This window comes from Litorivita pollutaquae (genome assembly GCF_003205515.1).
GTDB classification, from domain to species: Bacteria; Pseudomonadota; Alphaproteobacteria; order Rhodobacterales; family Rhodobacteraceae; genus Litorivita; species Litorivita pollutaquae.
In genome coordinates this window covers 728,230-753,771 of sequence record NZ_KZ826481.1, presented here as the reverse complement: position 1 = coordinate 753,771, position 25,542 = coordinate 728,230, and the positions used below count along the sequence as shown (strand labels likewise).

The following is a 25,542-nucleotide window of genomic DNA, read 5'->3' as shown; positions in this document are numbered from 1 at the left end:
TTGCATCCGCGCGCGCCGCCCGTCATTCATGGTGAGTCTATACACCGGATGTCACGCCCTGCACATATGTAGTTTAGTGTTAAACAATGTGGTTTTCCCTGTGCTGCGCATGGGGGCGGGATCTGCCATTATGCGCTCTGCCTGCTGCTATTGGGCAGATCTTGGCGGTGCGGCGGGCAATCTTGTGGCTGGTGCTTGCAAATCTGCGCGCGAGGCGACAGGCTCCGGTGATAGTTCGGCACGACCTCGACGACCAAGTATGGAGAGTCCCATGATCGACACACAAGATCTGAAAAAAGCCGCCCTCGCGGTGCGTGAGCATGCCTATGCGCCTTATTCGAATTTTCCTGTCGGCGCGGCCCTGCGCACGCCTACGGGTGAAGTGTTCATCGGATGCAACGTCGAGAATGTCGCCTATCCCGAAGGCACCTGCGCCGAGGCCGGGGCAATCGCCGCCATGGTCGCCAGTGGCGCGCAGCAATTTACCGAAATGTTCGTGGTGGCCGATGCGTCCCATCCGGTGACCCCTTGCGGTGGGTGCCGGCAAAAACTGGCGGAATTTGCCACAGGCGATGCCAAAATCACCATGAGCACTCTTGAGGGCCGCGAATTGGTTATGACCATGGCTGAATTGCTCCCCGGTGCGTTCAGCACGACCCATATGGACCGGACCTAAGTCACGATGGATGCCCGCACGATTCTTGTTCGCCTGCGCAACGGTGATCCCCTAGACCAAGACGCGCTGCGCTGGTTCGCGCGGGGGCTTGCCGATGGCGCCGTCAGTGACGCGCAAGCCGGCGCCTTTGCTATGGCGGCCTTGATCAAGGGGCTTGGCGATGCGGGGCGCACCGGCCTGACGTTGGCGATGCGTGACAGCGGTGATGTGTTGACATGGGATATGGATGCGCCGGTGGTCGACAAACATTCCACTGGCGGCGTCGGCGATTGCGTGAGCCTGATCCTCGCGCCGGCATTGGCGGCCTGCGGCGTGTATGTGCCGATGATTTCCGGGCGTGGTCTTGGCCATACCGGCGGCACGCTCGACAAAATCGAATCCATCCCCGGCGTGCGCACCGATCTGACCGAAGCGCAGTTTCGCCGTGTCGTGGGCGAGGCCGGATGCGCCATCGTCTCGGCCAGTGGCGATATCGCGCCGGCTGACAAGCGGCTTTATGCGGTGCGCGATGTCACCGGCACTGTCGAAAGCCTTGATCTCATCACCGCTTCGATCCTGTCGAAAAAGCTGGCTGCGGGCCTCGAAGGTCTTGTTTTAGATGTGAAAACCGGATCAGGCGCGTTTATGAAGACCGCTGAGGATGCGCGCGCATTGGCGTGCGCTTTGGTTGAGACCGCCAATGCTGCGGGTTGCAAAACCTCGGCGTTGATTTCCGACATGAGCCAACCCTTGGCACCCGCCTGCGGCAATGCGCTTGAGGTCGCGGCTTGCATGGAGGTGCTGTGCGATGGGGCGGGTGGGCCGTTGCACGAACTCACCTGCGTGCTGGGCGGGGTGGCCTTGGCCTCCTGCGGTGTTTCGGCAGATGTCGAAGCGGGGACCGAGGCGATGGCGCGCGCGCTGTCGTCGGGGCGGGCCGCCGAACATTGGGGCCGGATGATTGCCGTTATGGGCGGGCCGCGCGGGTTTACCGATCAATGGCGGCGTTTCCTGCCCGAAGCTCCGGTGATCCGTGAGGTCAAAGCCGCCCGCGCCGGATATGTTGCGGCGATGGACGGCGAGGCGATGGGGTTGACCGTTGTGGCTTTGGGCGGTGGGCGGCAGGTCGAAACGGATCTGGTTGATCCCGCCGTGGGGGTGTCTGATATCGTGCCGCTTGGCACGCGCGTCGAGGCGGGGCAGGTCATCATGCGTATTCATGCCGCCCGTACCGGTGCGGCGCAGGCCGCCGAAGCGGCCCTGCACAAAGCCGTCTGCCTGTCTGATGAGGCGCCGGATCTGCCGCCGCTGATCCATGAAAGGATCGGATAGATGCCGCGCGCCTTTTTCATCGTAATGGACAGTGTTGGATGTGGCGGCGCGCCTGATGCGGATCAATTTTTTAACGGTGACTTGCCCGACACCGGCGCGAATACTTTGGCGCATATCGCACGGGCCTGCGCGGATGGCACGGCAGGGCGGGGCGCGATGACGCTGCCGAGCCTCGCCGCATTGGGATTGGGGCAGGCGATAGAGGTCGCCAGCGGCGCAAAGATCACGGATTTGACCAACGCAGAGGCGCAGGGATATTTCGGCGCGGCCACCGAGGTGTCGCGCGGCAAGGATACGCCGTCGGGCCATTGGGAGCTGGCCGGTGTTCCGGTGCCATGGGAATGGCATTATTTCCCCGATAAAGACCCCGCATTTCCGGATTCAGTAATGGCCGAGGCGGCCCATGCGGCGGGGGCGGGTGGCACGCTTTATAACCGCCACGGTTCGGGCACCGATGTCATCGCCGCCGAGGGCGCGCGGCATATGGAAACCGGATGGCCGATCCTTTACACTTCGGCCGACAGCGTGCTCCAAATTGCCGCGCATGAGCAAAGCTTTGGTTTGGCGCGCCTCTACGATCTATGTGCTCATATGGCGCCAATCGTGCACGACATGCGCGTGGGCCGTGTCATTGCGCGTCCTTTTGTGGGCGATCCCGAGAACGGATTTACCCGCACCAAGAACCGTCATGATTACGCCATAGCGCCGCCCGCCCCGACCCTGTGCGATTGGGTGCAGGGGGCGGGAAAACATGTCTATGCGGTTGGGAAAATTGGCGATATTTTCTCGATGCAAGGGATCGACGAAAATCGAAAAGGCACCGATGCCGAATTGATGGAACATTTGGTCGATCTGACGCATGAGGCCGAAGAGGGCAGCCTCACCTTTGCCAATTTCGTCGAGTTCGACAGCCGTTTCGGCCATCGCCGTGATGTGGCCGGCTACGCGGATGCTCTGGAATGGTTCGATGCGCATTTGCCGCGCATTTTTGCGGGGGCGCGCGAGGGTGACCTGTTTATCTTTACTGCCGATCATGGCAATGATCCGACCTGGTCGGGCACGGACCATACCCGTGAACGCGTTCCGGTTCTGGCGCGGGTCATTGGGGAAAGCGGCGCGCATCCTATCGGTAACATTGCCTTTGAAGATGTTGCTGTCACCGTTGCCGCGCATCTGGGCGTCCCGCCGTCGCGTCAGGCCAAAGGAGTCTCTTTTCTATGAGCGATCCAAAACCATTCGATCCTTTGGCAGGGCGTGATCCTGCGGCACCACTGGATGAAGAGGCGCAGTATCTGTTTGAGGATGCGGTGCGCCGGATGCCGAAATGTGAGCTGCACCTGCATCATGAAGGCGCGGCACCGCCGGATTTCATCCGGCAATTGGCCAGCGAGAAATCTGTCAACCTGAGTGGCATTTTCGATCGTGATGGCGGCTATGCTTATGCTGATTTCCCTGATTTTCTGCGGGTTTACGAGGCCGCCACACAGGTTCTGAAAACACCGGAGGATTACCACCGTCTGACGCTTGCGGTGTTGGAGCAGTCGGCGGAACATGGTGTGATTTACTGTGAAAGCTTCTTGTCGCCGGATTTTTGCGGTGGCGGCGATGTTTCGGCGTGGCGCGAATATCTGGCGGCGATCGAGGATGCGGCAGGCATTGCAGAGCGGGCCCATGGTATCACCCTGCGCGGCATCGTTACCGCCGTGCGCCATTTCGGCCCCGAGACCGCCAAACGCAGCGCGCTGTGCGCCGCCGAAACTGCGGGTGAGTTTATCACCGGTTTCGGCATGGGCGGCGACGAAACCATGGGCCATCAAGGAGATTTTGCCTATGCGTTTGACATGGCCCGCGAGGCGCATCTCAAATTGACGACCCATGCCGGCGAATTTGGCGGGCCAGAGAGTATCCGCGAGGCCATCCGCGACCTGCGTGTTGTGCGCATCGGTCATGGCGTGCGCGCGATAGAGGATATGGCTTTGGTCGAAGAAATCGCTGCACGCGGTATTGTTCTCGAGGTGTGCCCCGGATCGAATGTGGCGCTGGGCCTCTATCCCGACATCGCGGCGCATCCGATCAAGCGCCTGCAAGAGGCCGGCGTCAATGTGACGGTCAGCACCGATGACCCGCCGTTTTTCCATACCGACATGACCGGTGAATTCGTGCAGTTGAATAAAAGCTTTGGTTGGGGAATTCCCGAGTTCTGCGCCCTTGGTCATAGCGCCATCGCAGCCGCATTTTGCAGCGAACCGTTGCGTGCGCGCCTGAAAAAACAAATGGAGACCAATTAGATGGACCATCTAACAATCGTCAAACACCCATTGGTGCAACATAAGCTGACCTTGATGCGGGAAAAACAGACATCAACGGCGGTCTTCCGGCAGTTGCTGCGCGAGATCAGCCAGCTTTTGGCCTATGAGGTCACCGGCGATCTGGCCATGACGACAAAACCGATTGAAACCCCGGTCAAGTCGATGGATGCGCCGGTTTTAGCGGGGCGCAAACTGGCGTTGATTTCGATCCTGCGGGCAGGCAACGGGTTGCTCGACGGGATGCTTGAATTGATCCCATCGGCACGGATCGGGTTTATCGGGCTGTATCGTGATGAAGAGACCCTGCAACCGGTGGAATATTACTTCAAAGTCCCTGACCATCTGGATGAGCGTCTGGTGATTGCAGTCGATCCGATGTTGGCGACAGGCAATTCGTCTGCGGCCGCGATCGACAAATTGAAAGAGGCCGGCGCGACGAATATCTTGTTCTTGTGTCTTTTGGCCGCGCCCGAAGGCGTGGCGCGGATGAAAGAGGCCCACCCCGATGTGCCGATTGTCACCGCTGCTGTGGATGAAAAATTGGACGATCAAGGTTATATCGTGCCGGGGCTTGGGGATGCCGGAGATCGTATGTTCGGCACAAAATAGGCTACATCCACGCTTTACTGTGTCCACATTTTGCGTCAGACTGCCCTCCATATGTGTGGGGGCACTCTTATGATTTCTAAATATGTGACCGCCGCCCTAGTGGCCGCAATGATGGCAGGCACGGGTGGCGCATTTGCTAAATCACTGTCGTTGAAAGACGAAGTTTTGCCGGCGGAGTTTCCGCCAGAAAGTTTCAAAGGCAATCAATATGTCGACAGCCGTGGCTGTGTGTTCATGCGCGCGGGCGTGGACGGCAATATCACCTGGGTGCCCCGCGTGTCGCGCAGCCGAACGGTGATATGTGGATTTAAACCCACCTTGCCGGCCGGGCAGGGGCGCGCCATTGCCACCGCGCCTGCCACTGCGCCAGTGCAAATCGTGCCTGCGGATGCCGCCAAGGTGAAATCCACATCTGAAGGCGCGGTGAAAGCGGCGTCCTCCGTCCGCGGGGCCGATACGCCCCGCCCCAAGCCGCGCCCCTTGTTTGCAGCCAAGCCCAAGCCTGCGGCGCAGCGGGGGGTGAGGCAATCCGCAACCCAAAAAACCGCCACCAAAAAGGTGATGCAACCGATGCGCACCGTGGCGTCCATTTCGACGATGCCGCGCCCTGTCGCGCCCGCGCCGCAGGTGGTCCGTCCCGCGCCGCGCGCCTTGGCTGCGCCGCAATCTGCGCCGCGTCCCGTTGTGATCGCCAATGCCGCCCCCTCCTGCAAAGGGGCCTCGGCGATCAGCGCCCAATATGTCGGCACCTCGCGTGCCGGTCTGCCTGTGCGCTGCGGCCCGCAAAAACGGGGCATTGTCGCGCGCGCTTCAGGCGCGACGGCGGGGCATACCAAATCCCGGGTGGCGACCGTTCGGACCGCACCGGAGGCCGCCGCCATCCCGTTGAACAGCGTTAACCCCAACACCCGCATCATTCCGCGTCATGTTTATGAAATGCGCCGTGCTGCGGGGCATGAGCAGATTAAGGCGCCCAAAGGATACCGCGCCGCATGGACCGATGATCGTTTGAACCCACGCCGCGCCGAGCAAACCGTCGCCGGGGTTCAGGCGATGGATCTGCGGTGGACCAAGACCGTGCCGCGCAAACTTTATGACGCGCGTGATGGCCGTGTGGTGAATAAATTATTCCCCGCTCTGCGCTATCCCTACACCTCAATGGCGCAACAAAAGAAATCCTCGGCGACCATCGTGGGGCGCAGTGAGAGCGCCGTGTCTCGGGTTTCGACACGGCGATCCGCCGCATCTGCGGGCCACAGCTATGTGCAGGTCGGCAGCTTTGGTGATGGGGGCAACGCCACACGCACAGCGGCGAAAATCACGGCGATGGGGCTTCCGGTGCGGATGGGGAAATCTAACGCGTTGACCGTGGTCTTGGCGGGGCCGTTTGATAGCACTTCCCATGTGCAGGGGGCTCTTCTCGCCGTGCGCAAAGCCGGGTTCAAGGATGCCTTCTCACGCTAGGGCACTCCGGTTGGGGCGGCACACACAGGGTGGCGCATATTGGCCGGGGCCGTGCCACCCATGGCACACTGGGTGATGATGGTTCCTGCGTTCGGGGGATTGGTCTCGAACAACGCCTGAGCGCCGCGCGTTGTGCCTGAGCCGTGCAGCCGGCGTGGGCCTTATGCGCCCCGCCCAAGGGGGGCGCAGCGGGCCACTTCCGGCGCCGCCGGCTCAACCGCCGCAGATCACCTGCACCCGCAGCCAATCGCCATCGGTAATCACCGGCGCAGGCGCTTCGATGCGGTAGGGATCGTTTTCGATCAATCCTGCCGTTGTCTCGCCGGTGATATCAACGGCCATCGCATAGGGTGTTGCGCGCACCGACCACGCTTTGAAACCTGCCAATAATGTCGCATCGGGCAGAGCCACAGGCGGGCTTCGGAGCAGCGTTTCTGCATAGTCACTAAGCGCCGCATCGCTGAGCGCCCCCGTCAGCAGCAGCCGGAAAGTTGATACAAGCCCCGCGTCGCGAAGCAGCGGCTCCAGCGGATCGGTCATTTCGCCGCGCAGGCGTTCCGCGATGATATAGCCTGCGACCACATCCGGTTGGTCATAATCTTCGACCAATCCACGACCCAAAATCACCGTGCCGCCCGGCAGATGGGTGCTGATCTCGATGCCGGAGCGCACAACCACCAGTTTGCCGCTGCCGTTGGGACTGGGCAGGCGGGCCGCCAAACGCGCGAGAGCGTCGACGCTTTGCGGCGCAGCGCAGGGCGCACCGGCGACACGGCGGATATTGCTGAGCAGGGCCGCGCCAATTTCGGCGCGCTTCACTTGCGGTACAACCTTCAGCGCATGTTGCAGGCTCGCTTCGGGCAACCAAAATACCCCAAGTGCCCCAATTGCGGCAAAAAGCGAAACCGTTGCCATAAGCCGCAGCCGCCCTGGGCGCGGACGGCGGCGGGCGATGGCGCTGCGCAGGATCTCGATCGCCTCGATCATTTCGATCGCGTCGTCGCCCAGTTCAAGCGTTTCTTCGGGGGCGCCATCGGGGTGGAAAATCGCCGGCACCTGTCCGGGGTTGGCGCGCATCACAGCAGGCAACGACCAATGCGCCAGAGCCACATCGCGCAGATCCGTCAGCACCAAGGTCGCATCCCCGATCGAGACGATCACCTCGGTGCGCTGGGCTTGCGGATTTTCGCGCCAAAGGCCAGCGGCCTCGATCCGGTCAAATTTCTTCAGTGCGGTCATGTATATTTCTGCTCTGGCCTTATCATCATGTCGTGGCCGTGTTTGCGCCAATCTAGCACGCCGTGGCGGGCGGCAGCAAACACAAGTGCTGCCGCCCGCGCAGGTTCATAAGGTTTTGGCAATGCTGCGCAGTTCAAATTTCTGAATCTTGCCGGTCGAGGTTTTCGGCAACTCCTGAAACACCACACGTTTGGGGCATTTGAAACCGGCCAGCCGCTCGCGGGCAAAGCCGATCATTTCGGCTTCTTCTGCCGTTGTCCCATCCTTCAATTCGATAAAGGCACAGGGCACTTCGCCCCATTTTTCATCCGGTTTGGCCACCACGGCACAGAGCAATACGGCAGGATGGTTCATCAGCGCCGCTTCGACTTCGACCGATGAAATATTCTCACCGCCGGAAATGATGATGTCCTTGGCGCGGTCGGAGATTTGCATGTAGCTGTCAGGGTGTTGCACCGCGATGTCGCCCGAATGGAACCACCCGCCTTTGAACGCTTCGGCGGTGGCCTCGGGGCTTTTGAAGTAGCCTTTCATCACACCGTTGCCGCGAAAGGAAATCTGCCCTTGGGTTTTGCCATCCATCGGGGTTTGTTCAAGGTTTTCATCGAGAACCGTGATCGCCTCATGCACGGGCATCGGCACGCCTTGGCGTGATTTGGCCTCGGCGCGCGCCGTGCCTTGCAAATGGCCCATGCGGTCCTCGTCCCAAGTGCATTCGGTGGCAGGCCCATAGGTTTCGGTCAACCCATACACATGTGTGACGTTGAATCCCATGGTTTCAATCGCGCCAAGCGTGGCCGGGGCGGGGGGCGCGCCGGCGGTGAAAACCTCGACCGTGTGATCAAAGGCGCGGCGTTGATCTTCGGGCGCGTTGACCAACATATTGAGAACAATCGGCGCGCCGCCGAAATGCGTGGCCCCCTCATCGGCAATGGCCGAGAAAATCGCCGGCGCCGTGATGTCGCGGCAACAAATCACCGTGCCGCCCAGTGCGGGCATCATCCATGTGTGACACCAACCGTTGCAATGGAACAACGGCACGATGGTCAAGTAGCGCGGGTAAAGCACCATGCGCCAGCTGAGGATTTGCCCCATCGCGTTTAGATATGCGCCGCGGTGATGGTACACCACGCCTTTGGGCCGCCCCGTGGTGCCAGAGGTATAATTGAGCGCGATGCTCTCCCATTCATCTTCTGGCATGATCCATTCAAAATCGGGGTCGCCGGTGGCGATCAATTCTTCATATTCCATGTAATGCCCATGGGCATGAACACCGGCCTGATCATCGGCGACTTCGATGACGGTGGGTTTGTTGCCCTCAAGCGCGTCAATCGCTGCCGCAACCACGGGCAGGAACTGCGGATCGCACAGCACCACCTTGGCTTCACCATGCGACAGGATATAGGTGAGGGTGTCTTGCTCGAGCCGCGTGTTGATGGCGTTGAGAACCGCGCCGCAAGCGGGCACCGCAAAATGCGCTTCGGCCTGTGCAGGCAGGTTCGGCAGAACCGTGGCCACCACGTCCCCGGGGTTCACCCCGAGTTTGACAAGCGCCGAGGCCAGCCGTGTCACACGGTCATGATATTCGGCGTAGGTCTTGCGAAAGCTGCCGTAAACCACTGCTTCGCGGGTTGGGTGGACCAATTTTGCCCGCTGCAAAAACGACAGCGGTGTGAGCGCCGTGTAATTGGCGCGGGTTTTTTCAAGTCCGGTTTCATCTTTCAGCCAGCCCATCGGCGTTCTCCTTCCGCTAATTTCGCTGCGCAGAATGCGCCGGAATGCCGGGATTGAAAAGGGGCCGAAACCACGGTGATCGGGGTGGATCGGCTGTTGGTCCAACGCCACCATAAACCACCCCCTTGGCGAGACCGACGGACGAGCGCAGGCCACACCCGGACGCGGGGGCTTCGTAATAGGGTCGGAGCGCGATTTTATGAGATCACAAAACGGCATGTTGTCACAATGCGCCGCTTGGTGCAGGTTGTGCGCCGGCGTGCGGCTCTGATATTGCGCCGGCGTATTCTGTCGCTACTCTGGGTGGATGATCATCTCGCGCGGACGCCGTTACATTTTTATCCACATCCCGAAAACCGGTGGCACGGCGATGGCCTTGGCGCTTGAGGCGCGGGCGATGAAGGATGATGTGATGGCAGGTGATACGCCCAAGGCCGTCAAACGGCGCGGCAAATTGCGGGACGCACGGGCCGCAGGGCGGATTTGGAAACATTCGACTTTGGCAGATTTGGACGGGTTGATCACCCCTGCCGAGGTGGCAGAGTTTTTCACCTTTACCCTCGTGCGCAACCCGTGGGACCGGATGGTCAGCTATTACCACTGGCTGCAAGGGCAGCACTTTGATCATCCGGCGGTGCATCTGGCCAAGGCGTCGAGTTTCACCGGGTTTTTGAACCATCCGCAAACCGCCGCCAACCTGCGCGCCTCTCATTACGCCTCGTATATGTGCGGGGCGGACGGGAGCGAACACTGTGATGCCTATATCCGGTTGGAGCATGTCGCCCAGGATGCGGCGCGCCTTGAAGCGCATCTTGGTTTTGCGCTCAGGCTGCCACAGGCCAATGCGTCGGACCGCCGCGCCGATTACCGTAGCTATTACTCCGACTCAGATGCGCAAACCCTGTCGGAGATCTGCGCGACCGACATCGCACGGTTTAACTACTCGTTTACCTAAAAGGCGGGTTAACCATATTTTTGTGTCCATTTGCGACCCAATCCCCAAAAAATACGGCTATTTATCCCAGATTTCGGAGAAATGCCCCAATCCCGCCATTTTATTGACCAAGCCCAGCCTTTGGAATCACCGCAAATAAACATGTTGCGTACGACGGGGTGGCTGTCACTGGCCCGTGCTTTCAAATCGCCGGCGAAGATCGGCAGGACAAGGGATGAACAGAATGTTTAGATGGAAGTCATCGGTTCTTGAGGGAACCCGCAAACGTATGACTGAGACCACCGGCGCCTATGATGGCGGCGCGGTCGGCGTGCAATCGGGCATCGTGGCGGAAACCAAAGTCGCCACATCATCCGGATGGCGCGGTGTCGACGCCATTGCCGTTGGTGACAAAGTCTTGACCTTTGATGGCGGGCTTCAGGTCGTGACCGGCATCACCCGCCGCAAATTGTGGAATGGTGAAATGGACTGCCCGCAACGGTTTTGGCCGCTCGAAGTGCCGGCACATGCGCTTGGCAATGTTGAGGTGACATATCTTTTGCCAAACCAGGGCGTGATGGTCGAAAGCGATGCCGCCGAAGAAATGTTGGGCGATCCCTTCGCGTTGATCCCTGCCAAAGCCTTGGTCGGCTTGCGCGATATCGCGCCGGTTTTCCCCCACCGTGAAATGGAAATCATCAGCCTGCATTTTGAAGAAGATCAAATCGTTTTTGCCAATTCCGGGGCGCTGTTCTTTTGCCCTACCGAGGCTGACCTGTTGCGCGACGCCTTCGAGGCCCCGAAAAAAACCGCTTATGATGTGTTGCCGATGCAAGAGGCGCTGGCGCTGGCGAGTTACATTGAGGCAGAAATCGCGGCCGTCGAAGCACGCGCGCCTCGCGCACAGCCTGTCGGCTAACACGCCGCTTGATATCAGGCGTCCTGCATAGAGGCAGGCCATCGGGTTTTGCCGTGTTAACGAGTATCTGGCGCGTCTGGCAAGAGGCGCGCCTTTTGCTTGCGCCTGTGCCTTTACACAGGTGATGCCTGTTTGCTCACGGCAGGCGCGATCGGGCGGCGAATTCACCCAATCGGTGGTGGATCCCCGGGGGGCGATGTGCTCTGGCGATCATATCCTCTGAACGAGGACGAAAAAGGCGCACCCCGAAGGATGCGCCTATTGGTTTTGGGGGTGGCGGGGTGTTACGCCGCAGCGGCATTCGAGCCAAAGCGTCCGTAGAAGCTTTGCGCCTTATCGGCCATTTCACGCAGCAGGTCGGGGCAGGCAAAACGCGGGCCGAATGTCTCGGCCAATTGGTCGCAACGTTCGGCGGCATAGGGCGTGCCGATGATGTCGAGCCAAGAGAACGGACCGCCGGACCAAGGCGCAAAGCCCCAACCGAGGATCGCACCGACATCGCCTTCGCGGATGTCTTCGAGAACACCTTCTTCGAGGGCGCGCACGGCCTCCAGAACCTGTGCGAACATCAAACGGTGCTGCACGTCGATCAAATCGGGTTGTTCGTCCAAACGCGGGCAATGTTCCGCAAGACCTTCCCAATAGTTCAACCGTTTGCCTTTTTCATCATAGTTGAAGAAACCGGCTTTGGTTTTGCGGCCCGACCGGCCCGCGTCCACCATGGCGAACATCAAATCATCGACCGGTTTGGCATCGGCCGGATAGGCGTCGCCCAAGGCGGCTTTGGTTGCTTTGGCGATGTTCACGCCCAAATCGATCGAGGTTTCATCCATCAATTGCAGCGGCCCGACCGGCATGCCCAAAAGACGCGCGGCATTGTCGACCAATGCTGGCGCGACCCCTTCGGTCACCATCCGCACACCTTCGTTGAGATAAGGGATGATGCAGCGGTTGGCGTAGAAGAACCGCTCGTCATTGACGACAATCGGCGTTTTGCGGATCTGGCGCACGTAATCGAGCGCTTTGGCCACGGCGCGCGGCCCGGTTTCTTTGCCTTTGATGATCTCGACCAAAGCCATTTTCTCGACCGGCGAGAAAAAGTGGATACCGATGAATTGGTCGGGGCGCTTTGAGGCTTCAGCCAGCGAGGTGATCGGCAAGGTCGAGGTGTTCGAGGCATAGATGCAATCTTCGGGGATCACCGCTTCGACGTTCTTGGTGACTTCGGCTTTGATTGCAGGGTCTTCGAACACCGCCTCGATGATCAAATCCGCGTCTTTGAGCGCGTCATAATCGGTCGTTGCCGTGATCAGGCCCAAAACCGCCTCTTTCTTTTCGGCGGTGACTTTCTTGCGCGCGATGCCTTTGTCGAGATAGGCCTCGGAATAGGCTTTGCCCTTGTCGGCGGCCTCTTGTTTTTGGTCGATCAGGACGACCTCAATACCCGCCAAAGCCGAGACCAGAGCAATGCCTGCACCCATCATGCCGGCGCCCATGACGCCCACTTTTTTGACCCGTTGATCGGGGGCCTCGGGGCGGTTCGCGCCTTTTTCCAAGGCTTCCTTGTTGAGGAAAAGCGAACGGATCATCGCGGCGGACGAGGGGTTCATCAACACATGGGTGAACCAGCGTGCCTCGATTTTGAGGGCCGTATCGAAGGGGACCATTGCGCCTTCATAGACCGCAGACAAGAGCGCCTTGGCCGCAGGAAATGCGCCTTGGGTCTGGCCGTTGACCATCGCGTTTGCGCCGACCATGGTTTGGAAACCGGCAGGGTGATAGGGCGCGCCGCCGGGCATTTTATAGCCCTTCGCATCCCACGGCTTGAGGATATCGGCATCGGTGGCCGACAAAACCCATGCGCGCGCGGCGGCAACCGGATCGGCCACCACCTCGTCGATGATGCCTGCGGCTTTGGCCTTGGCCGGGGCGACCATTTGGCCCTGCAAGAGATATTGCGAGGCGCCCATGACGCCCAATTTGCGCACCAACCGCGTGGTGCCGCCCGCGCCGGGGAAAATCCCGACAAGGATTTCCGGCAGGCCGAGTTTGGCCTTGGGGTTGTCCGCGGCAAAAATCCGGTGCGTGGCGAGCGGCAGCTCAAGCCCGATGCCCGCCGCCGTGCCGGGCAGGGCCGCAGCGATCGGTTTGCCGCCTTTGTTGGTTTTGGCATCCATGCCCGCACGTTCGATTTTGCGCAGCGCGCCGTGCATTTGCATAATGCCCTCGAACAGGCCCTCGGCAGGGTTGTCACCCGCCGCGTTTTTCATATCGGCCAAGGCGTTCAAATCCATGCCGCCGGCGAAATCTTTCTTGCCCGAGGTGATGACAATGCCTTTGACGGCCTCGTCGGCCAATGCATCGTCGATCAATCCGTCCAGATGCATCAAAGCTTCGGTGGACATCACATTCATCGATTTATTTGGGCAATCCCAAGTGATGATCGCGACGCCGTCGCTTTCTTTTTTCATTGTAAAGTCAGTCATGTAACTCTCTCCCAAAGGGTGGGTTGATAACAGGGCGGCTAGGTTTGCTGCCGCAATGATGCGATGGAGCGCCATTGCACCGGCTCCACCTCCGAGTTGATTTTCGCGATCTTCCAGCGCCCGTCGTCCAACAGCAGCTCTACCGTGGACATATAGGGCCGCGTGATATAGTTCGCCCCGCGCAGGTAGTGGTTCTCGTAGCCACCCAAAAGACGGCCCTCGCCCATAGGGCCAAGCTCTTTTGCCAAGCGAATGACATCGGTGACGCCGTGCAACTTGCTGCTCTCGAGATAGTAATCGAGATAGAGATTGATGCCGGCCTCGTCCTTGTGAACCACGGTGCCCTTGGTGGACACGATGGTGAGCGGCAAAACGAGGTAGGGGCGGATCACATCCCGGTCCCCCGTTGTATAGGCGCGGGTGATCTCATCGAGCCAGGTTTGAAAATCGGATAAAGTCTTCATGCGCGCCCCCGCATGGCTGCGCAGGTCCGTGAGGCTCTGGGCGGATATGTAAGCGCGCGCATGGGGATTACACTCGCTCGATGATCGTGGCGGCGCCCATGCCCGACGCGATGCACAGCGTGGCAAGGCCGACCTCTTTGCCCGAGCGCTCCAGCTCGTCCAAAAGCGTGCCGATGATGATTGCCCCGGTCGCACCAAGAGGGTGGCCCATGGCGATCGAGCCGCCATTGACGTTGACCAATGCGGGGTCGACGTCAAATGCTTGTTGGAAGCGCAAGACCACCGAAGCAAAGGCCTCGTTGACTTCAAACAGGTCGATGTCGGAAATCGACATGCCGCTGTCGGCCAAAATCTTTTGCGTCGCGGGCACGGGGCCGGTGAGCATGATGGTCGGATCGGTGCCGATCTTTGCGGTGGCGCGGATGCGCGCACGCGGCTTGAGACCGTATTTTTCGCCGAACTCTTTGTTGCCGATCAATACGCCGGCCGAACCATCGACGATGCCGGACGAGTTGCCCGCGTGGTGGATGTGGTTGATCGCTTCCAGATGCGGGTATTTCATCAAGGCCACTTTGTCGAAACCGGGCATGACTTCGCCCATGTCTTTAAACGCGGGCTTGAGCGCACCAAGCGATTGCATATCGGTGCCCGGACGCATGTATTCATCATGGTCAAGGATCGGCAGGCCATTCACATCGCGCACGGTGACGATCGATTTGGCAAACCGGTTGTCGGCCCATGCGGCTGCGGCGCGGCGCTGCGATTCAACGCTCAATGCATCGACTTGATCACGGGTGAAGCCATATTCGGTGGCGATGATGTCGGCGGAAATGCCTTGCGGGACGAAATACTGTTCCATCGCCACGGTCGGATCGATGGCCATCGCGGCCCCGTCCGATCCCATTGGCACGCGGCTCATCATTTCCACGCCGCCCGCGATATAGGCCATGCCGGCCCCGCCTTTGACTTGGTTGGCAGCAAGGTTCACCGCCTCCATGCCCGAGGCACAAAAACGGTTGATCGAAAGGCCGGGAATGCGCTCATCAAGATCAGAGGCCAAAACGGCGGTGCGGGCAAGGCAGGCGCCTTGCTCCATCACTTGGGTGACATTGCCCCAAATCACGTCTTCGACCGCGTGGCCTTCGAGGTTGTTGCGCTCTTTGAGCGCGTTGAGGACATTGGAGCTGAGGGCGACAGCAGTCACCTCATGCAGCGATCCATCTTTGCGGCCTTTGCCGCGCGGGGTGCGCACGGCGTCATAAATATAGGCTTCGGTCATTCGTCAGGTCTCCTTGAAACTGAGGATGTCGGAGCCCGTTCCGGCGGCTGTTAACCGGCCTTTCGGGGCATAAGATCATAGGGGTGTTGCCAATTGGGCAAGTCGCTCATGCGGGTGAGCCATGCATCGATGTTCGGGTAATCGGCGCGGTCAAATCCGAAAGGTTCGGGGTAATACAGATAGCCGCAGCACGTCAGATCCGCGATGGTCACATCATCGCCCACGAGCCACGCGCGGCCCTCCAAAGCCGTGTTCAGAGTTTGAAGCGCGGCCTTGAGACGACCCGCGTTGAAGGCGATCACCTCTGCGGGGCGCTTTTCTTCTGGCAGGAAGTTCATCAAGAACCGCTGCATGCCGGCTTGCGACGACAATTTGTGATTGTCCCACAAAATCCAGCGCAGGATCTCGCGTTCCTCTTCCTTGGTCTTGCCACCCATTTTGCCGGTTTTCTCGACGATATAATGTTGGATGACCCCCGATTGGCTCAGTGTCACATCACCGTCGACCATCACCGGTGCTTCGGCCATGACATTCATCGCGCGGTATTCATCCGAGCGGTTGGCACCATGAAAGAAATCCAAGAAAACCGGTTTCCATTCAAGGCCGGACAATTCCAGCGTCAGCGCAGCCTTATAGGAATGACCGCTTTCGCCAAAACAATGCAGTTCAATCGCCATCTTTCTCTCCCCTTATGCCGCTCCCTCCAGAGCGACGGTGTTGTTCATGCGCCATGGTGCGCGGCCTGCTCTGCGGCGTCCAGAATTCCGCAGCGTTGGGCCCATGGTTATTTTTTGCGCGCCTCTAAATCAGAGTTAAATATCCGCAGCCTGTGGCCAAAGGTGTCTTCGTTCAAAATGCTGTCAAAATTTTCAAAAACGAAAGACAATGCCTCGCCTTCGTCCAAACCGGCTTCGGCGGCGAATTTCTTTAAACGGCGATAGCCGTCTTCGGTCATCGCGGCGTTGAAGCGACGGGAGAGGCGAAAGCGTTTGGGCATGGGGCGCTCCGGTCTGTTGAGGCTGATAAGCTCGCTTAGCACGATTCTCGGCAGGGTGCATCACGGGTGGGTTGTTTCGCCTTGCGGGGGGAGACGGCATCGCCGCCGTCGCCCCTTCCGGCTCCCCTGATGCGGCCTTGCGGCGCAATCGTTTGCGCGCTCAGAAGCTTTCTGCGTCCAGTGCCATGACCGTATCTGCACCCGACTGGATGCGCGCCAAATGCGTGGCCACGGCGGGCAAACGGCGCGCCATATAGTAGCGGCCCGTCGCCAGTTTGGTCTCGTAGAATGCTTTGTCGGCCGGATCGCCCTTGAGCGCATCATTGGCGGCTTTGCCCATGTAGCCCCACATCAGACCCAGCGTGACATGTCCAAACAGATGCATGAAATCCGACGAGCCGGCGAGCGCGTGATTGGGGTTTTTCATGCCGTTTTGCATGAAATACATCACGGCGGCCTGAAGCGCTTTGGATGCTTCTTTGAGTGGCCCGATGAACGGTGCCATTGCCTCGTCGTCGGCGTTGTCCTTGCAGAAGGTTTTGACCAATTCGATGAAGGCCATCATCGGTTTGCCACCATCCGCCGCCAATTTACGACCCACAAGGTCAAGCGCCTGCACGCCGTTGGCGCCTTCGTAGATCATTGCGATACGGGCATCGCGGGTGAACTGGGACATGCCCCATTCTTCGATATAACCATGGCCGCCATAGATTTGTTGCGCCTGCACGGTCATGTCGTAGCCCTCATCGGTGAGGAAGCCTTTGATCACCGGTGTCAGCAGCGAAATCAGACCCAGCGCCGCATTGTCTTCGGTGCGGTGCGACCGGTCGATCAGGTTTGCACCCCAAAGGCACAGCATCCGCGCGCCCTCGCAAAAGCTTTTCTGATCCATCAAGGAACGACGAATGTCGGGATGCACGATCAACGGATCGGCGGGTTTGTCAGGGAATTCTGCGCCGGTGACCGCGCGGCCTTGCAAACGGTCCTTGGCATAGGTCACCGCGTTTTGGTAGGCGGCTTCGGCTTGGCTCAACCCTTGCATGCCGACACCGATGCGGGCCTCGTTCATCATGGTGAACATCGCGCGCATGCCTTTATGTGCTTCACCAACCAGATATCCGGTGGCGCCGTCATAATTGAGCACGCAGGTCGCGTTGCCGTGGATGCCCATTTTCTCTTCGATCGATCCGACCGACACGCCGTTGCGCGCGCCAAGGCTGCCGTCGTCCTCGACGATAAATTTCGGCACGATAAAGAGGGACACGCCTTTGATACCATCGGGGCCGCCCGGGATTTTCGCCAACACAAGGTGGATGATGTTCTCGGACATGTCGTGATCGCCCGCCGAGATGAAAATCTTCTGGCCGGTGATCGCATAAGATCCGCCATCTTGCGGTTCGGCCTTGGTGCGCATCAGGCCCAGATCCGTGCCGCAATGCGGTTCGGTCAGGTTCATCGTGCCGGTCCATTCGCAGGACACCATTTTGGGCAGGAATTTAGCCTTCTGGTCGTCCGACCCGTGGGCGTGGATCGCGGAATATGCCCCGTGGGTCAGGCCCGGATACATCATGAAGGCTTGGTTCGCCGATTGCATCATTTCGCCAACCGCGAGGGCCAGCACATAGGCCATGCCCTGACCGCCATATTCGGGGGCGCAGTCAAGGCCGGTCCAACCGCCTTCCTTGAGTTTCTCAAAGGCGGCTTTGAAACCGGTGGGCGTATAGACCTCACCATTTTCAAAACGGCAGCCCTCTTTGTCGCCCACCACATTCAACGGGGTCAGAACTTCGGAAGAGATCTTGCCTGCTTCCTCCAATACCGCGCCGGTGAAATCCGGCTCAAGCTCGTTATATCCGGGGATATTTGCCTCTGAGGCTTTGAGCACATCATGCAAAATGAACTGCATGTCTTTGATCGGGGCGGTATAGCTGGGCATTTCGATCTCTCTCCCTAGGGTATTACTCCGCCGCCCTCTTCGGCTGGCGCAGCGAGGTGAGCATGTTCTCACCCCATTTCATTTGTTCCTGAAGCTCGTCGATGGCGGTGTTGAGCTCATCGCGTTGCTTCATCAGGTCGGCGAGGCGGGTTTGTGCCACCTCATAGGTTTTCGTCAGCTGCGTTAACTGCTGATCTCCGACCTCATATAGGTCGAGAAGCTGACGGATCTCTTCGAGGCTAAAGCCAAAGCGTTTGCCCTTTAAGATCAACTTGAGCCGCGCGCGGTCGCGGCGGGTGAACAGGCGCTTTTGCCCCTCACGAATGGGGAACAGAAGCTCCTTCGCTTCGTAAAACCGCAAGGTGCGCGGGGTCACCTCAAAGGCATCGCACATCTCGCGGATGGTCATCGTTTGATCGTTCATTTTATCCTCACATGGCGTGATTGCCGGGCTAGGCTGGTCAAATGAACTTCCTGAACCGTCGATACAACGTTTCATGAGGTTGACGTAAGTTATACGCCACGTCACTTTGAGGGTGACGTAAGAACAGCCAAGGTAACCCTAGGTCACGGGTAACAACGTTTCGCGGGGAAAAAACCGCACGCAGAGACAGGGTAAGGTATTCCAGACCCTGAAGATGATGTCTCCCTATCCCATAGTGTAGGGCAGACACCCGCGTTTTGAGGGCACCATAGAAGTGATTCGTGCCGCCTGCGGCATCTCGCGTCACATTGATCGCGCGCAGGCTAGGCAGAATGGGTTTCGGGTTTTTCAAGCGCAGCGGCGGTGTCGTCGCGCGATTTGCGCAATTCACTGATCGCCTCGTCGAGTTGCGCCCGCTGGTCCTCCAACTCGCCGAGTTGCCGCGTCGCGTTTTCGACCCATTGGCGCATTTGCGCCTCGGTGCCTTCTTGGTCATAGATCTGGAGCCATTGACGGATGCCCTCCAGCGAAAACCCGAACTTGCGGCCCCGCAGGATTAACACCATGCGGGCACATTCGCGGGGCCCGTAATACCGTGAGCGGCCGTCGCGCTCTGGCTGCAAAAGCTCGATATACTCGTAATAGCGAAGCGTGCGCGGCGTTACGTCGAACTTCGCACACATTTCTTTGAACGAAAGCCGTATCTCAGACATGTCGTATCTCCCTCGCGTCAAAGTTATGTGGAAGTTTCGGGGGGTGCAACCGCTCCTCTTGTAGCAGAGGCAAATGCTCCTCTTGCCACAGGGCGCAAATGCCGTTCTTATTGGTTGGCAATTTCATCTAAAGCAGGGCAAACGCCGCGATGACAGACAAGCACACGAAAATGGCGGCACAATTTGTGGCCAATATTCCACACGCGAACGCGCTTGGTATGACCGTGTCCGAAATCGGCGAGGGTAAGGCGGTGATGGCATTGCCCTATAATTCCGATTTTATCGGCGATCCGCAAACCGGCGTCATTCATGGTGGCGCAGTTTCGGCATTGATGGACACCTGTTGCGGCGCGGCGGTGATGTGCCATCCCTCCAGCCCGGGCGGCACGGCGACGATTGATTTGCGCATTGACTACATGCGCGCCGCGACGCCGGGGCAAACGCTCACCACGACAGCACATTGTTATCACATCACCCGCTCCGTCGCTTTTGTGCGGGCCATCACCACGGATGAGGATACGACCCTTCCCGTGGCCACGGCCACCGGAGCCTTTACAGTTGAAGGGAGACGCGGAGTATGACCGGAACGCCCCCCGAGCCCGTCCAAATCGTCAAGCAGCGGCGCGATGCCGCGCTCACCGCTCTGGTGCAAGGTGTGCCCTACATCAAGTGGCTGGGTATTGAATTCGAACGGCGCGGCGATGAGTTGACCGCCGTTCTGGGTTATGATGACAAACTTATCGGAAACCCGTTTTTGCCCGCCCTTCATGGCGGGGTGACGGCGGCGTTTCTTGAGGTCACCGCGATCATCAGCTTCAGTTGGGTCATGTTTTGGGACGAGATCGAGGATGGGCGTTTTGATGCGCAGTCCTTGGTCGAGGGACAGTTGCCGCGGCTGCCGAAAACCATTGATTTCACCGTTGATTACCTGCGTTCTGGGCTACCGCGCGATGCCTATGCCCGCGCGGTGATCAATCGCTCGGGCCGCCGCTATGCCTCGGTTCATGTTGAAGCGTGGCAGGACAACCGCGACCGCAAATACGCCCAGGCCACCGGGCATTTCCTGATGCCCGACCGCGAGGTGTGAGTGATGCCGCAGGAACTGCACTGGGGGCCGCAATGATGGCCGCAGTTCCGGTTTATGCGGTGCGGGGCGCGGCTCGAAAGACGGGGCGCATTTTTCAGTGCCTGCGCCGGTGGCCTTCCCCATGTCCAGCCATATGCCAAAACACGCGCCCGATATGACCGCACAAAACGGCAACGTGGCGTCCGCACCGCAAAAGGTCACGCATCGCCGCATCCTGCACATTGCAATTCCGATCGTTTTGTCCAACGCCACGGTGCCGATCCTTGGCGCGGTCGATACCGGCGTTGTCGGGCAAATGGGATTGGCGGCGCCGATCGGTGCCGTGGGGTTGGGCGCGATCATCCTGACGTCGCTCTATTGGCTGTTCGGGTTCTTGCGCATGGGCACCACGGGATTGACCGCGCGGGCGTTGGGGGCGGGGGACGGCGGCGAGGTCGCCGCCTTGCTCACCCGCGCATTGATGATTGCGGCGTTGGCCGGCGCGGTCATTATCGCGCTACAGGTTTTGTTGTTCTACGCTGCCTTCGGGTTGTCCCCTGCCACCCCCGAGGTCGAAACCCTTGCCCGCGCTTACATGCGCATCCGTGTGCTGTCAGCGCCTGCCGCGATTGCACTATATGGCGTGACCGGATGGATGATCGCCCAAGAGCGCACGCGCGGGGTCTTGGTGATCCAACTGTGGATGAACGGGCTGAACATCGGGTTGGATTTGCTGTTTGTGCTCGGCCTTGGGTGGGGCGTTCAGGGCGTGGCTTTTGCGACATTTTTGGCCGAATGGAGCGGGCTGGCCATGGGGATTTACCTGTGCCGTGCGGCGTTCCGCGTGCCGGCATGGCGCGATTGGGCGCGGGTGTTCGACCGCGTGAAGCTGCGCAATATGGCGGTGGTGAATGCCGATATTATGATGCGCTCGCTGTTGCTTCAGGCGATTTTTACTTCCTTCATCTTTCTCGGCGCGGATTTTGGCGACGTGCCCTTGGCCGCAAACCAAGTATTGATGCAGTTTTTAATGATCACGGCATATGGCCTTGATGGGTTCGCGTTTGCGGTTGAGGCTCTGGTCGGCCAAGCCTTGGGCGCGGGTGACCGTGGCCGATTGCGGCGCAGCGCTTGGCTTTGCGGCCTGTGGGGATGGGCGACGGGGGCGGTCCTGGCCTTGGTGTTTTTGATCTTCGGCGGGGCGTTGATTGATGTGATGACCACATCCGAACCGGTGCGCGCAGAGGCGCGCATCTACCTGATCTATATGATCCTCGCGCCGTTGGTGGGCGCGGCAAGTTGGATTTTGGACGGGATTTTCATCGGGGCCACCCGCAGCCGCGACATGCGCAACATGATGGCGATCAGCTTTGTCATCTACGTGATTTCGGTCTTGGTCTTGGTGCCGACGCTCGGCAATCATGGCCTTTGGATCAGTTTGCTGATCTCGTTCATTGCCCGCGGGATTACCTTGGGTTTGAAATATCCGGCTCTGGAGGCCGAAGCTGACGCTTAGAGCAGCGTTTCAAAGGCTTCGGTCGGGCGGCCGATCACAGCCGCATTTCCTTTGATCGCAATGGGGCGTTCGATCAAGATCGGATGCGCGGCCATGGCGGCGATCAATGTCGCCTCATCGCTCTCGCGGTTCAGGCCCAGTTTTTTGAACAGGGTCTCGCCGCGCCGCATCATATCGATTGCAGGCAGGTCGAGCATCGCCAATACTGCACGCAGTTCTGCCGCGCTGGGCGCATCGTCCAGATAGCGCCGCTCGGTCACCGTCACGCCGCGTTCAGTGAAAAACGCCAACCCCGCGCGGGATTTCGAACAGCGCGGATTGTGCCAGTAAATAACGCTCATAGCCAAGCCTCGCGGTCGGTGCCCACGGCCTCTGCGACCGACGAAAACCCGTCTTTTTCAAGCAACCCATCCAAACCGCGCGCGATCTCTGCGGCCAAACTCAACCCGCCGTAGACCAATGCGGAGTAGAGCTGCACCGCGCTCGCGCCGGCGCGGAGTTTTGCGTAGGCCTCATTGGCGTTGCTGATGCCGCCGACGCCAATGAGGGGGATTTTGCCTTCGGTCAGTTTCGACAATTGTGCCAAAACGCGGGTGGATTTCTCAAACAGGGGTGCGCCAGACAAGCCGCCCTTTTCGTCTTTATGCGCCGAGGTCAGCCCGTCGCGCGATAGCGTCGTATTGGTCGCGATGATCCCCGACAGGCCGGACGCCAAAGCCACCTCGGCAATTTCAGCCAATTCATCAATGTTCAAATCCGGCGCAATTTTGAGGAACACGGGGATCGGTTTGGGCAGCCATTGCCGCGCCTCCATCACCCCGTCCAAAAGCGCCGAAAGCGCCGCCGCACCTTGCAAATCGCGCAGCTTTTCGGTGTTGGGCGACGAGACATTGACCGTGGCGAAATCCAGATGCGCGCCGCAGCGCGACAGAACACGCGCGAAGTCCTCGGCGCGGTCGCTGCTGTCTTTGTTGGCGCCAAGGTTGAGGCCAATGACGCCGCGTTTCGGGCGGGCCCCCAAACGGCGGGCGATGACCTCCATCCCGTCATTGTTAAACCCGAACCGGTTGATCACCGCGCGGTCGTCCTTGAGGCGAAAGAGGCGCGGTTTGGGGTTGCCGCCTTGCGGGCGCGGGGTGGCGGCCCCCACCTCGATGAACCCGAACCCTGCACGCGTCAGCGGGCCGAGCGCTTCGGCATTTTTATCGAACCCGGCAGCCAGCCCGACCGGATTGGGCAGATCCAACCCCGCCACTGTGGTTTGCAACCGCGACGATGTGACTTCGCCCGCGAGCGGGGCAAGCCCCATTCGCAAGGCTTGCAGCGCAAGCCCGTGGGCGCGCTCTGGGTCAATTCGCATAAGGGCCGCGAGGCCGGCGCGTTCAATCATCTTCATTGCATATCTTCCGGAAATTCATGTGCCCCGTCGATCAAAGGCAGGGGCCGCGCCCAAAGTATATCCGCCATCCGCAGCATTCGGTAAAGATGCGGGAATTTGGCCCCGCCGCGCGAGATCTCCCATTTGAGGTCTGCTGCCAATTCGTCGCTGTCGAGCGCCAATAGCATCAAACCCTCTTCGCCGGCGAAATGTTTCGCTGCCGTTTCGGCCGCCTGCGCGGCAGTGGAAAAATGCACATAGCCGTCGGCCACGTCGATCGGCGCGCCAAAGGTTTCGCCCTTGGCCTGAAGCTGCGCCCATTCGTCGGCGCGGAATATCTTGTAAATCTGCATACTGCTCAAATGCCTTGCACATGACCGGCGGTCAAGTGGGCGAAAGCCCGCGCCCCCTGGCATTGCCCTTTGACAGCGGCTTCAGGTGCGTGCAGCATCTGTGCATAACAATCCAATATGGGGGATTTTCCATGGATATGTCTCGTTTGAAATTGCGGCTTCTGGGCGGCGCGGGCGCTTTGGCGATCACGGCAGGTGCGGCGGCGGCCGATTACACGCTGACGATTTTGCACACCAATGATTTTCACGCACGTTTTGAGCCGATCAGCAAATATGATTCCGCGTGTTCGTCCGAAGACAATGGCGAGGGCAAATGCTTTGGCGGCACCGCGCGGTTGATTTCCGCCGTGGCCGACGCGCGCGCGCGGTCAAACAACACGGTTCTGGTGGATGGCGGCGACCAATTCCAGGGCACGCTGTTTTACACCTATTACAAAGGTAAAATGGCCGCCGAGTTTATGAATAAGCTGGGCTATGACGCGATGACCGTGGGCAATCATGAATTCGACGATGGCCCCGAAGTCTTGGCCGGTTTCATGGATGCGGTCGAATTTCCGGTTTTGATGTCTAACGCGGATGTGTCGGGCGAGCCAGCACTTGCGGGCAAGTTGGCGAAATCCACGATTTTGGAACGCGGCGGCGAAAAGCTTGGCTTTATCGGTTTGACGCCACATGACACCGACGAATTGGCCAGCCCTGGCGACAATATTATCTTCACCGACCCGGTGGGCGCGGTGCAAAGCGAGGTTGATAAAATGACCGCCGAGGGCGTGAACAAGATCATCGTTCTGTCGCACTCCGGATATGGCGTTGATAAACGCGTTGCCGCCGAAACCACCGGTGTGGACGTCATCGTAGGCGGGCATACCAACACGTTTTTGTCGAACACTTCGGATCGCGCCGAAGGGCCATATCCGACCATGGTGGGCAGCACGGCCATTGTTTCGGCCTATGCCTACGGAAAATTTTTGGGCGAACTGAATGTCACGTTTAATGACGCTGGCGAGATTGTCGAGGCCAACGGTGAACCGTTGATCATGGACGCCGGTGTTGCCGAAGATGCGGCGGCCAAAGCACGGATCGCGGAGTTGGCCAAACCTCTTGATGAGATCCGGAATAAGATCGTGGCAGAAACCGTCGAAGCCATCGACGGGGACAAGGGAAATTGCCGCGCCGGCGAATGCGCCATGGGCAACCTTGTTGCCGATGCGATGCTTGATCGCGTGAAAGAGCAAGGTATCTCGATCGCGATCCAGAACGGCGGCGGTTTGCGCGCCTCAATCGACGCGGGTCCGGTGACCATGGGCGAGGTTCTGACGGTTTTGCCATTCCAGAACACGCTGTCGACCTTCCAGACCCACGGCGAAACCATTCTGGCCGCCTTGGAAAACGGGGTCAGCCAATACGAAGATGGTGCAGGCCGCTTTCCGCAGGTTGCGGGCCTGAGCTTCAAATATGATGTGACGGCCGCAGCCGGCAGCCGGATCAGCGACGTGATGGTCATGGAAGACGGTGCCATGGTGCCGCTTGATCCGGCCAAGGTTTACGGCGTTGTGACCAACAATTATGTGCGCGGTGGTGGTGATGGATATAAGATGTTCGCCACGGATGCGATGAACGTCTATGATTTCGGTCCTGACCTGGCCGATGTCACGGCGGAGTTTCTTGCCGCCAAGGGTCCATTCACGCCCTATCTCGACGGACGGATCAGCGCAAAATAAGCTGCACTGCTACA

General features: G+C 59.5%; 25 protein-coding genes. 12 read left to right on the top strand and 13 right to left on the bottom strand.

Going from position 1 to position 25,542, the window contains the following annotated elements; genetic code table 11:
* Positions 1 to 271: 271 nt before the first annotated feature.
* The 6 genes from DI396_RS03665 to DI396_RS03645 all read left to right on the top strand — a co-directional run bounded on the left by DI396_RS03665 (position 272) and on the right by DI396_RS03645 (position 6,369).
* On the top strand, positions 272 to 676 hold the full coding sequence (locus tag DI396_RS03665) for a cytidine deaminase (RefSeq protein WP_110794730.1): 405 nt from the start codon (positions 272 to 274) through the stop codon (positions 674 to 676).
* A 6-nt stretch (positions 677 to 682) separates the two neighbouring features.
* A complete protein-coding gene (locus DI396_RS03660; protein ID WP_110794729.1) occupies positions 683 to 1,987 on the top strand; it encodes a thymidine phosphorylase in 1,305 nt (434 codons plus the stop codon).
* On the top strand, positions 1,988 to 3,208 hold the full coding sequence (locus tag DI396_RS03655; RefSeq protein WP_110794728.1) for a phosphopentomutase: 1,221 nt from the start codon (positions 1,988 to 1,990) through the stop codon (positions 3,206 to 3,208).
* Positions 3,209 to 3,303: 95 nt separating this feature from the next.
* Entirely contained in the window at positions 3,304 to 4,275 is a 972-nt protein-coding gene (locus DI396_RS16570; RefSeq protein WP_204362790.1) for an adenosine deaminase, read from the top strand.
* Positions 4,276 to 4,905, top strand: coding sequence for a uracil phosphoribosyltransferase (gene upp, locus DI396_RS16565; protein ID WP_204362782.1), 630 nt, complete (start codon positions 4,276 to 4,278; stop codon positions 4,903 to 4,905).
* A gap of 69 nt (positions 4,906 to 4,974) precedes the next feature.
* The gene (locus DI396_RS03645; RefSeq protein WP_162617137.1) at positions 4,975 to 6,369 is read left to right on the top strand and encodes an SPOR domain-containing protein; all 1,395 of its coding nucleotides are present in this window, start codon (positions 4,975 to 4,977) and stop codon (positions 6,367 to 6,369) included.
* A 213-nt stretch (positions 6,370 to 6,582) separates the two neighbouring features.
* Here the strand turns inward: DI396_RS03645 and DI396_RS03640 are convergent, their stop codons facing one another.
* Both DI396_RS03640 and DI396_RS03635 read right to left on the bottom strand, forming a co-directional pair.
* Positions 6,583 to 7,608: a hypothetical protein gene (locus DI396_RS03640; RefSeq protein ID WP_110794726.1), complete on the bottom strand. Its 1,026-nt coding sequence runs from the start codon at positions 7,606 to 7,608 to the stop codon at positions 6,583 to 6,585.
* 105 nt (positions 7,609 to 7,713) lie between these two features.
* Positions 7,714 to 9,342 carry an AMP-binding protein gene (locus tag DI396_RS03635; protein WP_110794725.1) on the bottom strand — a complete coding sequence of 543 codons (1,629 nt, stop codon included), beginning with the start codon at positions 9,340 to 9,342 and terminating at the stop codon, positions 7,714 to 7,716.
* A gap of 307 nt (positions 9,343 to 9,649) precedes the next feature.
* On the opposite strand from DI396_RS03635, the gene DI396_RS03630 reads away from it, so the two are divergent.
* Positions 9,650 to 10,297: a sulfotransferase family 2 domain-containing protein gene (locus DI396_RS03630; RefSeq protein ID WP_110794724.1), complete on the top strand. Its 648-nt coding sequence runs from the start codon at positions 9,650 to 9,652 to the stop codon at positions 10,295 to 10,297.
* A gap of 268 nt (positions 10,298 to 10,565) precedes the next feature.
* On the top strand, positions 10,566 to 11,195 hold the full coding sequence (locus tag DI396_RS03625; protein WP_162617136.1) for a Hint domain-containing protein: 630 nt from the start codon (positions 10,566 to 10,568) through the stop codon (positions 11,193 to 11,195).
* A 284-nt stretch (positions 11,196 to 11,479) separates the two neighbouring features.
* Here the strand turns inward: DI396_RS03625 and DI396_RS03620 are convergent, their stop codons facing one another.
* The 8 genes from DI396_RS03620 to DI396_RS03585 all read right to left on the bottom strand — a co-directional run bounded on the left by DI396_RS03620 (position 11,480) and on the right by DI396_RS03585 (position 19,494).
* Complete coding sequence (locus DI396_RS03620) at positions 11,480 to 13,681, bottom strand: 3-hydroxyacyl-CoA dehydrogenase NAD-binding domain-containing protein (protein ID WP_110794722.1); 2,202 nt, start codon at positions 13,679 to 13,681, stop codon at positions 11,480 to 11,482.
* A gap of 38 nt (positions 13,682 to 13,719) precedes the next feature.
* Positions 13,720 to 14,145, bottom strand: a complete 426-nt coding sequence (locus DI396_RS03615) for a hypothetical protein (RefSeq protein ID WP_110794721.1) — start codon at positions 14,143 to 14,145, stop codon at positions 13,720 to 13,722.
* 67 nt (positions 14,146 to 14,212) lie between these two features.
* Positions 14,213 to 15,424, bottom strand: coding sequence for an acetyl-CoA C-acetyltransferase (locus DI396_RS03610; protein ID WP_110794720.1), 1,212 nt, complete (start codon positions 15,422 to 15,424; stop codon positions 14,213 to 14,215).
* Positions 15,425 to 15,474: 50 nt separating this feature from the next.
* Complete coding sequence (locus tag DI396_RS03605; protein WP_110794719.1) at positions 15,475 to 16,101, bottom strand: glutathione S-transferase family protein; 627 nt, start codon at positions 16,099 to 16,101, stop codon at positions 15,475 to 15,477.
* 107 nt (positions 16,102 to 16,208) lie between these two features.
* Positions 16,209 to 16,421 carry a hypothetical protein gene (locus DI396_RS03600; protein WP_110794718.1) on the bottom strand — a complete coding sequence of 71 codons (213 nt, stop codon included), beginning with the start codon at positions 16,419 to 16,421 and terminating at the stop codon, positions 16,209 to 16,211.
* A 160-nt stretch (positions 16,422 to 16,581) separates the two neighbouring features.
* Positions 16,582 to 18,357: an acyl-CoA dehydrogenase C-terminal domain-containing protein gene (locus DI396_RS03595; protein ID WP_110794717.1), complete on the bottom strand. Its 1,776-nt coding sequence runs from the start codon at positions 18,355 to 18,357 to the stop codon at positions 16,582 to 16,584.
* Between the two features lie 22 nt (positions 18,358 to 18,379).
* Entirely contained in the window at positions 18,380 to 18,781 is a 402-nt protein-coding gene (locus tag DI396_RS03590; protein ID WP_110794716.1) for a MerR family transcriptional regulator, read from the bottom strand.
* 323 nt (positions 18,782 to 19,104) lie between these two features.
* Positions 19,105 to 19,494: a MerR family transcriptional regulator gene (locus DI396_RS03585; RefSeq protein ID WP_110794715.1), complete on the bottom strand. Its 390-nt coding sequence runs from the start codon at positions 19,492 to 19,494 to the stop codon at positions 19,105 to 19,107.
* Between the two features lie 149 nt (positions 19,495 to 19,643).
* Between DI396_RS03585 and DI396_RS03580 the strand changes: the two genes are divergently transcribed.
* From DI396_RS03580 to DI396_RS03570, 3 genes are all read left to right on the top strand, one after another.
* Positions 19,644 to 20,075: a PaaI family thioesterase gene (locus DI396_RS03580; protein WP_110794714.1), complete on the top strand. Its 432-nt coding sequence runs from the start codon at positions 19,644 to 19,646 to the stop codon at positions 20,073 to 20,075.
* Positions 20,072 to 20,581, top strand: a complete 510-nt coding sequence (locus DI396_RS03575; RefSeq protein ID WP_110794713.1) for a PaaI family thioesterase — start codon at positions 20,072 to 20,074, stop codon at positions 20,579 to 20,581. Before DI396_RS03580 ends, DI396_RS03575 begins: the two co-directional genes overlap by 4 nt.
* A 121-nt stretch (positions 20,582 to 20,702) precedes the next feature.
* Complete coding sequence (locus DI396_RS03570; RefSeq protein ID WP_407936292.1) at positions 20,703 to 22,076, top strand: MATE family efflux transporter; 1,374 nt, start codon at positions 20,703 to 20,705, stop codon at positions 22,074 to 22,076.
* Here DI396_RS03570 and arsC read toward each other — a convergent pair.
* The 3 genes from arsC to DI396_RS03555 are packed head-to-tail and all read right to left on the bottom strand — an operon-like array spanning position 22,073 to position 23,807.
* Complete coding sequence (gene arsC / locus DI396_RS03565) at positions 22,073 to 22,417, bottom strand: arsenate reductase (glutaredoxin) (protein ID WP_110794712.1); 345 nt, start codon at positions 22,415 to 22,417, stop codon at positions 22,073 to 22,075. The two genes, DI396_RS03570 and arsC, sit on opposite strands and share 4 nt — an antisense overlap.
* Positions 22,414 to 23,472, bottom strand: coding sequence for a quinone-dependent dihydroorotate dehydrogenase (locus DI396_RS03560; protein ID WP_110794711.1), 1,059 nt, complete (start codon positions 23,470 to 23,472; stop codon positions 22,414 to 22,416). The genes arsC and DI396_RS03560 overlap by 4 nt, the downstream gene beginning before the upstream one ends.
* A complete protein-coding gene (locus tag DI396_RS03555) occupies positions 23,469 to 23,807 on the bottom strand; it encodes a DUF952 domain-containing protein (protein WP_110794710.1) in 339 nt (112 codons plus the stop codon). Before DI396_RS03555 ends, DI396_RS03560 begins: the two co-directional genes overlap by 4 nt.
* 131 nt (positions 23,808 to 23,938) lie before the next feature.
* Between DI396_RS03555 and DI396_RS03550 the strand changes: the two genes are divergently transcribed.
* The gene (locus DI396_RS03550) at positions 23,939 to 25,528 is read left to right on the top strand and encodes a bifunctional metallophosphatase/5'-nucleotidase (RefSeq protein ID WP_235851726.1); all 1,590 of its coding nucleotides are present in this window, start codon (positions 23,939 to 23,941) and stop codon (positions 25,526 to 25,528) included.
* Positions 25,529 to 25,542: the final 14 nt, after the last annotated feature.

Coding starts and splice junctions, on each gene's coding strand:
- DI396_RS03665 (WP_110794730.1), top strand. CDS start 272: ATGATCGACACACAAGATCTGAAAAAAGCCGCCCTCGCGGTGCGTGAG.
- DI396_RS03660 (WP_110794729.1), top strand. CDS start 683: ATGGATGCCCGCACGATTCTTGTTCGCCTGCGCAACGGTGATCCCCTA.
- DI396_RS03655 (WP_110794728.1), top strand. CDS start 1,988: ATGCCGCGCGCCTTTTTCATCGTAATGGACAGTGTTGGATGTGGCGGC.
- DI396_RS16570 (WP_204362790.1), top strand. CDS start 3,304: ATGCCGAAATGTGAGCTGCACCTGCATCATGAAGGCGCGGCACCGCCG.
- upp (WP_204362782.1), top strand. CDS start 4,276: ATGGACCATCTAACAATCGTCAAACACCCATTGGTGCAACATAAGCTG.
- DI396_RS03645 (WP_162617137.1), top strand. CDS start 4,975: ATGATTTCTAAATATGTGACCGCCGCCCTAGTGGCCGCAATGATGGCA.
- DI396_RS03640 (WP_110794726.1), bottom strand. CDS start 7,608: ATGACCGCACTGAAGAAATTTGACCGGATCGAGGCCGCTGGCCTTTGG.
- DI396_RS03635 (WP_110794725.1), bottom strand. CDS start 9,342: ATGGGCTGGCTGAAAGATGAAACCGGACTTGAAAAAACCCGCGCCAAT.
- DI396_RS03630 (WP_110794724.1), top strand. CDS start 9,650: ATGATCATCTCGCGCGGACGCCGTTACATTTTTATCCACATCCCGAAA.
- DI396_RS03625 (WP_162617136.1), top strand. CDS start 10,566: ATGACTGAGACCACCGGCGCCTATGATGGCGGCGCGGTCGGCGTGCAA.
- DI396_RS03620 (WP_110794722.1), bottom strand. CDS start 13,681: ATGACTGACTTTACAATGAAAAAAGAAAGCGACGGCGTCGCGATCATC.
- DI396_RS03615 (WP_110794721.1), bottom strand. CDS start 14,145: ATGAAGACTTTATCCGATTTTCAAACCTGGCTCGATGAGATCACCCGC.
- DI396_RS03610 (WP_110794720.1), bottom strand. CDS start 15,424: ATGACCGAAGCCTATATTTATGACGCCGTGCGCACCCCGCGCGGCAAA.
- DI396_RS03605 (WP_110794719.1), bottom strand. CDS start 16,101: ATGGCGATTGAACTGCATTGTTTTGGCGAAAGCGGTCATTCCTATAAG.
- DI396_RS03600 (WP_110794718.1), bottom strand. CDS start 16,421: ATGCCCAAACGCTTTCGCCTCTCCCGTCGCTTCAACGCCGCGATGACC.
- DI396_RS03595 (WP_110794717.1), bottom strand. CDS start 18,357: ATGCCCAGCTATACCGCCCCGATCAAAGACATGCAGTTCATTTTGCAT.
- DI396_RS03590 (WP_110794716.1), bottom strand. CDS start 18,781: ATGAACGATCAAACGATGACCATCCGCGAGATGTGCGATGCCTTTGAG.
- DI396_RS03585 (WP_110794715.1), bottom strand. CDS start 19,494: ATGTCTGAGATACGGCTTTCGTTCAAAGAAATGTGTGCGAAGTTCGAC.
- DI396_RS03580 (WP_110794714.1), top strand. CDS start 19,644: ATGACAGACAAGCACACGAAAATGGCGGCACAATTTGTGGCCAATATT.
- DI396_RS03575 (WP_110794713.1), top strand. CDS start 20,072: ATGACCGGAACGCCCCCCGAGCCCGTCCAAATCGTCAAGCAGCGGCGC.
- DI396_RS03570 (WP_407936292.1), top strand. CDS start 20,703: ATGTCCAGCCATATGCCAAAACACGCGCCCGATATGACCGCACAAAAC.
- arsC (WP_110794712.1), bottom strand. CDS start 22,417: ATGAGCGTTATTTACTGGCACAATCCGCGCTGTTCGAAATCCCGCGCG.
- DI396_RS03560 (WP_110794711.1), bottom strand. CDS start 23,472: ATGAAGATGATTGAACGCGCCGGCCTCGCGGCCCTTATGCGAATTGAC.
- DI396_RS03555 (WP_110794710.1), bottom strand. CDS start 23,807: ATGCAGATTTACAAGATATTCCGCGCCGACGAATGGGCGCAGCTTCAG.
- DI396_RS03550 (WP_235851726.1), top strand. CDS start 23,939: ATGGATATGTCTCGTTTGAAATTGCGGCTTCTGGGCGGCGCGGGCGCT.